We start from the raw sequence: 1,617 nt of genomic DNA, 5'->3' as shown, positions 1-1,617 counted from the left end.
TGCGTATTCCGCGCCATCGTGACCACCCATTCCGTTTGAACGTGACCGCCTGTTCCGGACGATTGTGACCGCTCATTCCGTTTTATTGTGACCGATTTCGGGTCGTTTCCCGGAATCGCCGGTCACGATGCCGGAATCACCGGTCACGTTCCCCCGGAATCACTGCCAAAACGCTGGAATTCTTGAACTTTATCCGGCATACCCCTTCCTTTTCATCACGAGGAAGAGCGGATGCCGGCTGCGAGGATTTCCATGCGACAGATTATCGAGGTCTTGCGCCTCAAGTACGAAGCAGGCCTGAGCCATGAGCGTATTGCCCGCGCCTGCGGTCTCTCCAAAGGTGTGGTGGGCAAGTACGTCAGCCTGGCCCAGGCTCATGACGTCACCTGGCCGTTGCCAGAGGATGTGGATGAGGTGCGGCTGGAAGCGCTGCTGTTCCCGGCCAAGGCCCCACCCGCACGCTTTGCCGAACCTGATTACTTCCAGGTCCACCAGGAACTAAAGACCAAGGGCGTCACCCTGCAACTGCTCTGGGCCGAGTACGTGGAACGTCACGGCGACAAGGCCTACCGCTACAGCCAGTTCTGCCACCACTACCGACTCTGGCGTGGCCGGCAGCGGCGTAGCATGCGCCAGGTCCACCGGGCCGGCGAGAAGATCTTTATCGATTACTGTGGCCCCACGGTTCCGGTGGTGGATCGTAGTACCGGTGAGATGCGTAAGGCCCAGGTCTTTGTGGCCGTGTTGGGGGCATCCAGCTACACCTTCGCCGAGGCTACCTGGAGCCAGAGCCTGCCGGACTGGATCGCCTCCCACCAGCGAATGCTGGCGTTCTATGGTGGCGTACCGGAATTACTGGTTCCGGACAACCTCAAGGCAGCGGTCACCAAGGCTGATCGATACACCCCGACGATTAACGAGACCTACGCCGAACTAGCCGCTCACTACCAGACTGCCGTGCTGCCGGCACGACCCTACAAGCCCAAGGACAAGGCGAAGGCCGAAGCTGCCGTACTGTTGGTCGAACGCTGGATACTGGCCCGGTTACGGCACCGGATGTTCTTCTCCCTGGCCGAGCTGAACGCGGCCATTGCAGCGTTGTTGCCGGCGCTGAACCAGCGCCCGTTCCAGGGGCGCTCCGAGAGCCGCCAGAGCCTGTTCGAGGCGCTGGATCGTCCGGCCCTGAAGCCCCTGCCAGCCATGCCTTACGTCTACGCCGAGTGGCGCAAGGCGCGACCGGGCATCGACTACCACATCGAGATCGACAAACGGCTGTACAGCGTGCCTCACGCCCTGGTGGGGGTGGTGCTGGATGTGCGAATGACCGACACCTCCGTGGAGGTGATGCACAAGGGGCAGCGGGTGGCGCTGCATCCTCGTCATGGCAAGAGCCGCTTCGTCACCCTGACCGAACACATGCCCAAGTCGCACCAGGCTCATCAGAACTGGTCTCCGGGACGCTTCCTGAACTGGGCCAAGGACATCGGCCCCGGGACGTTGGACGTGGTGCAAAGACAGCTCAAGGACCGACCTCACCCGGAGCACGGCTACCGCGCCTGCCTGGGCCTGTTGAATCTGAGTCGGCGCTACAGCCGTGATCGCCTGGAACAGGCCTGT

At 62.0% G+C, this 1,617-nt stretch carries 1 protein-coding gene; it reads left to right on the top strand.

Annotated elements, in window-relative coordinates:
- Positions 1-252 precede the first annotated feature (252 nt).
- Positions 253-1,617 (top strand): IS21 family transposase (istA, locus tag MLC59_RS19645; RefSeq protein ID WP_248237289.1); only part of this gene is annotated, 1,365 nt, incomplete at its 3' end.

Origin of the sequence: Marinobacter bryozoorum (assembly GCF_023156245.1) — a bacterium.
GTDB classification, from domain to species: domain Bacteria; phylum Pseudomonadota; class Gammaproteobacteria; order Pseudomonadales; family Oleiphilaceae; genus Marinobacter; species Marinobacter bryozoorum.
This window is presented reverse-complemented; position numbering and strand designations above follow the sequence as displayed.